The sequence below is a fragment of the Streptomyces sp. NPDC054847 genome (assembly GCF_053610925.1).
The window spans coordinates 1-7,317 of record NZ_JBSGZJ010000362.1; the positions used below are offsets into that span (position 1 = coordinate 1).

Sequence of the window (7,317 nt, forward strand, 5' to 3'; positions counted from 1 at the left end):
GTCTTAAGGATGCCGAGAACCGGGGCGGGCCTCTTCTGCGGCCGGGGGCCGTGTGCGTCAGCCGCGGCGGCCGATGAGCTTCCAGGCGGTCGGCAGCGCGCCCATCGCCAGGGCCGCCTTCAGCGCGTCGCCGATCAGGAACGGCACAAGGCCGGCCGCGACCGCCTCACCGAGGGACATGCCGGTGGCCAGCGCCAGGTAGGGGACGCCCACCGAGTAGATGATCGCCGAGCCGGCCGCCATCGTGCCCGCCATGCGCAGCACGGAACGGTCGGCGCCGCGACGGGCGAAGTGGCCGACGACGGTCGCGGCGAGCAGCATGCCGAGGATGTAGCCGAAGGACGGCATCGCATAGCCGGACGTCGCCTGCGCGAACCACGGCATGCCCGCCATGCCGGCCACCGCGTACAGGGCGAGGGAGAGGAAGCCGCGGCGCGCGCCCAGCGCGGTGCCCACGAGGAGGGCCGCGAAGGTCTGGCCGGACACGGGGACCGGGGAGCCCGGGACCGGGACGGCGATCTGCGCCGCGATGCCGGTGAGCGCGGCGCCGCCGACGACGAGGGTGATGTCCCGGACGCGGGACGCGGGCAGCAGGTCGGCGAGGACGAGCCCCGATCGGACGGGGGCGGCAGCAGTGCTCATCGGGACTCCGCGAGGGTGAGGGCAGTTCGGGACAGGGTGACCGTAGCCCACGGAGAATCGCTCGATCACCAGCAGCCGCCCACAAAGCGGCGGTTGGCGGCTTGGTGGGGTTCGCACAAAGAATCTCGATCATGCCGGCGATGGCGTGATGCTCGTCACTGAGGTCCGGGGCTTAGGCGTCCGTTTTGCACAGGAGGTGCCAACTCGGGAAGACTGTAGGGACCCCATAACTCGTACCGAGTGATCCGAGAGTTCTCCAGCACATGCGCGACGCGCCGCCCACGCCCCTGGCCGCAGAGGCCGAACCCCTGAGCCACGGGCTCAAGCAGCGCCATCTGACGATGCTCGGCCTCGGCGGGGTGATCGGCGCGGGCCTCTTCGTGGGATCGGGCGCAGGCATCGCCCTGGCCGGCCCCGGCATCGTGCTCTCGTATCTGATCGCGGGCGCCCTCGCGATGCTGGTGATGCGGATGCTCGGTGAGATGTCCTCCGCGATGCCCGCCTCCGGTTCGTTCTCCGTCCACGCGGAACGCGCGCTCGGGCGCTGGGCCGGGTTCAGCGTCGGCTGGCTGTACTGGTTCCTGCTGGTGGTGGTGCTCGCCGCGGAGGCGACGGCCGCCGCGGCGATCGCCCACGGCTGGGCACCCGCCGTCCCCCAGTGGGGCTGGGTGCTGGTGTTCATGGTGGTCTTCACCGCCGCCAACCTGACCGCGGTGAAGAACTTCGGCGAGTTCGAGTTCTGGTTCGCCGCACTCAAGGTCGGCGCGATCGTGCTCTTCCTGGGACTCGGCACTCTGGCGATCTTCGGGCTGCTGCCGGACACGGACCCGGTCGGCCTCACCCGGCTCACCGGCGAGGGCGGCTTCCTGCCGGGCGGCTGGTCCGGCGTGCTCTCCGGCGTGCTCGCCGTCGTCTTCGCCTTCGGCGGCCTCGAAGTCGTCACCATCGCGGCCGCGGAGACCGCGGACCCGGCCCGCGCGGTGGGCCGCGCCGTGCGCAGCGCGGTGGTCCGCATCCTCTTCTTCTATGTGGGCTCGATGGCCGTCATCGTGACCGTCATGCCCTGGACGGCGCAGAAGGCGGGCCTCAGCCCCTATGTCTCCGTTCTCGACTCGATCGGGGTGCCGAGCGCCGGACGGATCATGGAGATCGTCGTCTTCGTGGCGCTGTTGTCCGCGCTCAACGCCAACCTGTACGGCGCCTCCCGGATGGTGTTCTCGCTCGCGGAGCGCGGCGAGGCGCCGAAGGGGCTGTTGAAGCTGAGCCTGGGCGGCGTGCCGCGCAAGGCGGTGCTCGCGTCCGTCGCGTTCGGCTTCGTGTCCGTGCTGCTCAATCTGAAGTGGCCTGATTCGGTCTTCCTCTACATGCTCAACTCGGTCGGCGCGGTACTGCTGTTCGTCTGGGCACTGATCGCCGTGTCGCAGTTGCGACTGCGCCGGCGCCTCGAGCGCGAGGCGCCGGAGAAGCTGACGCTGCGCATGTGGGGCTTCCCGTGGCTCACCTGGGTCGCGCTCGCCGCGATGGCCGCGGTGCTGGGGCTGATGCTCACCGATGACGCAGCCCGGCCTCAGGTGCTGTGGTCGAGCGGCGCGACCGCCGGTGTACTGCTGGTTTCGGCAGTCCGGGAGCTGCGCGAACGACGCCGCTGAATCGCGGGGTTCCCGTGTGCGGTTGTTGACGTTCCGTGAAGATCGTGACCGTATAGCGGACATCTGTTCCCTGTGAGCGGCGACCATGCCCACACTGGGCCGCTCCCCCGTCTCAGCTCATGAACAGGGCACGCCCATGTCTCGGACCACCGCGCCCGCGCCCGTCGACCAGCCGGCCGACGCCACGCTCACGCACGGCCTCAAACAACGCCACCTGTCGATGATCGCCCTCGGCGGTGTCATCGGTGCCGGGCTCTTCGTGGGATCGGGTGCCGGCATCGCCGCGGCCGGACCGTCGATCGTCGTCGCGTACGCCCTCTCCGGACTGCTGGTCATGCTGGTGATGCGGATGCTGGGCGAGATGTCGGCGGCCAACCCCGCCTCCGGCTCCTTCTCCGTGCACGCGGAGCGGGCCATCGGGCCGTGGGCCGGCTTCACCGCCGGCTGGGCGTTCTGGTTCCTGCTGTGCGTGGCCGTCGGCCTGGAGGCCATCGGCGCCGCGGGCATCATGACGGGCTGGTTCCCCGGGACTCCCGAGTGGGCCTGGGTGGCGCTGTTCATGCTGGTGTTCTGCGGTACGAACCTGGCGGCGGTGAAGAACTTCGGCGAGTTCGAGTTCTGGTTCGCCGCGCTGAAGGTCGGCGCGATCGTGCTCTTCCTGGGCATCGGCGTCCTCGCGATCGCCGGCGTCCTTCCGGGCAGCGAGGCCCCGGGCACCGCCAACCTCACGGGTGACGGCGGCTTCATGCCGAACGGCAGCGAGGGCCTGATCGTCGGCCTCCTCGCCTCCGTCTTCGCCTACGGAGGTCTGGAGACGGTCACCATCGCCGCCGCCGAGTCCGAGCACCCGGTGCAGGGCGTCGCCAAGGCCGTTCGCACCGCGATGTGGCGTATCGCCGTCTTCTACATCGGCTCGATGGCGGTCATCGTCACGCTCGTGCCGTGGCACGAGAAGGCGGTCGCCGAGAAGGGGCCGTACGTCGCGACCCTGGACCACCTGGGGATCGACGGCGCGGGCCAGATCATGAACGTGGTCGTGCTGATCGCCCTGCTCTCCGCGATGAACGCCAACATCTACGGCGCCTCCCGGATGGCGTGCTCGCTGGTCGCCCGCCGTCAAGGTCCGACGGCGCTGGGCCGGATCTCCGGCGGCGTGCCGCGGACCGCCGTGCTCGTCTCCTCCGTCTTCGGCTTCCTGTGCGTGCTGCTGTCGTACTGGCGGCCGGACGACATCTTCATGTGGCTGCTCAACACGATCGGCGCGATCATCCTGGTCGTCTGGTTCTTCATCGCCGTCTCGCAGTTGGTGCTGCGCCGCCGCACCGAGCGGGAGAACCCCGAGAAGCTGGTCGTGAAGATGTGGCTGTTCCCCGGCCTCACGCTGCTCGCCCTGGCCGGCATGGCGACCGTCTTCGCGCTGATGCTGCGCGAGGAGGAGACCCGGATGCAGCTGCTCGGCACCGGTGTCCTGACGCTGGTCCTCGCCGTCGTCGGATTCGTGCTGCAGAAGACGCGTGAGTCCCGGTCCGCCACCGGGGCCGGCGCGACGGACTGAGCGCGGCAGCGCACGGAACGACCCGGACAGCACTGTGCCCCCGCGAGTCATGTACTCGTGGGGGCACAGTGCTGTCCGGGATGCGGCTGCCGCCGGGATGCGGGCGCTGCCGTCCGGTGGGCGGTTCAGTCGAAGATGGGGCCCTGGGTCCGCGTGCGCTTGATCTCGTAGAAGCCCGGGATCGACGCGACCATGAGCGTCCCGTCCCACAGCCGGGCCGCCTCCTCACCCTTGGGGGCGGGGGTGACGACCGGACCGAAGAAGGCGATCTGCTCGCCGTCGGAACCCGGCACCGCGATGACCGGCGTGCCGACTTCCTGGCCGACCTTCTCGATGCCCTCCTTGTGGGAGGCGCGCAGCTGGGCGTCGTACGTGCCCTTGTCGGCGAAGTCGGCGAGGGACGTGGGCAGACCGACGTCCTTCAGCGCCGCCACGACGGCCTCCCGGCCGGGGCCCATGCCCTCGTTGTGGAAGCGGGTGCCGAGCGCGGTGTAGAGCTTGCCGACCACCTCGTCGCCGTGCTCCTGCTGGGCCGCGATGACGACGCGCACCGGGCCCCAGGCCTTGTTCTCCAGCATGTCCCGGTACTCCTCGGGAAGCTCGTCGAGCTTGTCCTCGTTGAGCACGGCGAGGCTCATCACATGCCAGCGCACCTCTACGTCACGGACCTTCTCCACCTCGAGCATCCAGCGGGAGGTCATCCAGGCCCAGGGGCACAGCGGGTCGAACCAGAAGTCCACGGGCGTCTTGCCGTTGTGCGACATATCACTCCTCGGAAGGGATCGGCGCCCTGCGCGCCTGCCCGGGCAACGCCGCCGATGGCTCCGCCGATTCCCGTGGGAGGATCGCTCGTGTTCGAACGAGACACGAAGGAGTGCTTGTGCCCGGTGAGAATCTGTCCCGCGACGAGGCCCGCTCCCGGGCCGGACTGGTGTCCGTCGACGGGTACGAGGTGGCCCTCGACGTGCGGTCCGCGGTCGGGGAGCCCGAGGACGCCTCAGGGCCACGCACCTTCCGGTCGGTGACCACGATCCGGTTCCGGGTGAACGAGCCGGGTGCTTCGACCTTCGTCGACCTGCTCGCCCCGTCCGTGACGGCGGTCACCCTCAACGGACGTGAGCTGGACCCCGCGACCGTCTTCGACGGCTCGCGGATCGCGCTGGACGACCTGGCGGCGGAGAACGTGCTCGTCGTCGACGCCCGGTGCGCCTACAGCCGCACCGGTGAGGGACTGCACCGCTTCGTCGATCCCGAGGACGGCGAGGTCTACCTCTACACCCAGTACGAGCCGGCCGACGCGCGCCGGGTCTTCGCCGACTTCGAACAGCCCGACCTCAAGGCGCCGTTCCGGTTCGAGGTGACCGCCCCCGAGGGCTGGAAGGTGTGGAGCAACCGCGAGGGCGCCCGCGCCGAGGACGGGACCTGGCGGTTCGCCGAGACGGCGCCGATCTCGACGTACATCACGGCGGTCGTCGCCGGGCCGTACCACTACGAGACCGACCTGTACGAGCGTGAACTGGCCGACGGCACGGTCCTGCGGATCCCGCTGGGCGCGATGTGCCGAAAGGGGCTCGCCAAGCACTTCGACGCCGACGACATCTTCCTCGTCACCAAGCAGGGCCTGGACTTCTTCCACGAGCACTTCGACTACCCGTACCCCTTCGGGAAGTACGACCAGGCGTTCGTGCCCGAGTACAACATCGGCGCCATGGAGAACCCCGGCTGCGTGACGTTCCGCGAGGAGTTCGTCTTCCGCGGCAAGGTGACACAGGCGTCGTACGAGCGCCGGGCCAACGTCATCCTGCACGAGATGGCGCACATGTGGTTCGGTGACCTCGTCACCATGCAGTGGTGGGACGACCTGTGGCTCAAGGAGTCCTTCGCGGACTTCATGGGCTCCTTCTCGATGGTCGAAGCGACGCGCTTCACCAACGGATGGGTCACCTTCGCCAACAACCGCAAGGCCTGGGCGTACCGCGCCGACCAGCTGCCGTCGACGCACCCGGTGACGGCCGACATCCGCGACCTCGAGGACGCCAAGCTCAACTTCGACGGCATCACGTATGCCAAGGGCGCGTCCGTGCTCAAGCAGCTCGTCGCCTACGTGGGCCGGGACGCGTTCATGGAGGGCGCCCGGCGCTACTTCAAGCGCCACGCGTACGGCAACACCCGGCTCGGTGACCTGCTGTCCGTGCTGGAGGAGACGTCCGGGCGTGACATGAAGGACTGGTCCCGGTCCTGGCTCGAGACCTCCGGCGTGAACGCGCTGACGCCCGAGGTGGCGTACGACGCCGACGGGCGCATCACCGAGCTGGCGATCTCGCAGGACGGTGACACGCTCCGGCCGCACCGGGTGGCCGTCGGCCTCTACCGGATCGAGAACGCGGAGCTCGTGCGGTACGCGCAGGCGGGGGTGGACGTCACCGGCGCGCGCACGGTCGTGCCCGAACTCGCGGGCGAGGAGCGGCCCGGACTCGTCCTGGTCAACGACGAGGACCTGACCTACTGCAAGGTCCGCTTCGACGAGGACTCGCTGGCGACGCTGCGGGCGCACCTCGGTGACATCACCGATCCGCTGGCGCGGGCGCTGTGCTGGTCCGCGCTGTGGAACCTGACACGGGACGCGCTCATGCCGGCGCGCGACTTCGTGGAACTCGTACTGAAGTTCGCCGGGAGCGAGTCCGACATCGGTGTGCTGCAGATGCTCCACGCGTGGACGCGGTCGGCCCTCGTGCACTACGTGGCCCCGCAGTGGCGCGAGGAGAGCGGCCGGCTGCTCGCGTCCGGCGCGCTGGACGAACTGCGGCGCGCGGAGCCGGGCAGCCAGCACCAGCTGACGTGGGCCCGCTTCTTCGCCTCGGTGGCGACGGACGACTCGGACTTCCGGCTGCTCTCCGGGCTGCTGGCGGGCACAGAGAAGATCGAGGGCCTGGACGTCGATCAGGAACTGCGCTGGTCGTTCCTGGAACCGCTGGCCGCGCACGGGATCGCCGACGAGTCGGCGATCGCGGCGGAACTGGCGCGCGACGACACGGCCTCCGGCAAGCGGCACGAGGTGCGCTGCCTGGCGTCGCGGCCGTCGGCCGCGGTCAAGGACCAGGCGTGGGCGACGGTGGTGGAGTCGGACAAGCTGTCCAACGCGCTCGTCGAGGCGACGATCTCGGGCTTCGTCCAGCCGTCGCAGCGTGAACTGACCGCCCCGTACACCGAGAAGTACTTCGAGGCGATCGAGCGGGTGTGGTCCGAGCGGTCGATCCAGATCGGGATGGACGTGGTGCGGGGCCTGTACCCGTCCCTCCAGGACTCCCGGGCCACGCTCGACGCGACGGACGAGTGGCTGGCCGCGCACGAGTCGGCGGCGCCGGCGCTGCGGCGGCTGGTCGCGGAGTCCCGCGACGATCTGGCGAGGGCGTTGCGGGCGCAGGAGCGCGACGGGGCGTGATGGTCGGGGCGCGGCCCGCGGGGTCCGCC

The 7,317-nt window shown here is 70.1% G+C and carries 5 protein-coding genes; 3 read left to right on the plus strand and 2 right to left on the minus strand.

The genetic code is table 11. The features are described 5' to 3' along the window. Positions 1 to 57: 57 nt before the first annotated feature. On the minus strand, positions 58 to 642 hold the full coding sequence (locus ACWGH4_RS27140; protein WP_453465569.1) for a biotin transporter BioY: 585 nt from the start codon (positions 640 to 642) through the stop codon (positions 58 to 60). Between the two features lie 263 nt (positions 643 to 905). On the opposite strand from ACWGH4_RS27140, the gene ACWGH4_RS27145 reads away from it, so the two are divergent. Continuing rightward, positions 906 to 2,291 (plus strand): amino acid permease, encoded by a 1,386-nt coding sequence (locus tag ACWGH4_RS27145; RefSeq protein ID WP_453465571.1) that lies wholly within the window; start codon positions 906 to 908, stop codon positions 2,289 to 2,291. Between the two features lie 136 nt (positions 2,292 to 2,427). Then, the gene (locus ACWGH4_RS27150) at positions 2,428 to 3,846 is read left to right on the plus strand and encodes an amino acid permease (protein ID WP_453465573.1); all 1,419 of its coding nucleotides are present in this window, start codon (positions 2,428 to 2,430) and stop codon (positions 3,844 to 3,846) included. Positions 3,847 to 3,971: 125 nt separating this feature from the next. Here the strand turns inward: ACWGH4_RS27150 and ACWGH4_RS27155 are convergent, their stop codons facing one another. Then, a complete protein-coding gene (locus tag ACWGH4_RS27155) occupies positions 3,972 to 4,610 on the minus strand; it encodes a mycothiol-dependent nitroreductase Rv2466c family protein (protein WP_441263019.1) in 639 nt (212 codons plus the stop codon). Positions 4,611 to 4,726: 116 nt separating this feature from the next. On the opposite strand from ACWGH4_RS27155, the gene pepN reads away from it, so the two are divergent. Next, positions 4,727 to 7,288 carry an aminopeptidase N gene (pepN, locus tag ACWGH4_RS27160; protein ID WP_453465575.1) on the plus strand — a complete coding sequence of 854 codons (2,562 nt, stop codon included), beginning with the start codon at positions 4,727 to 4,729 and terminating at the stop codon, positions 7,286 to 7,288. The last annotated feature ends 29 nt before the right edge of the window (positions 7,289 to 7,317 follow it).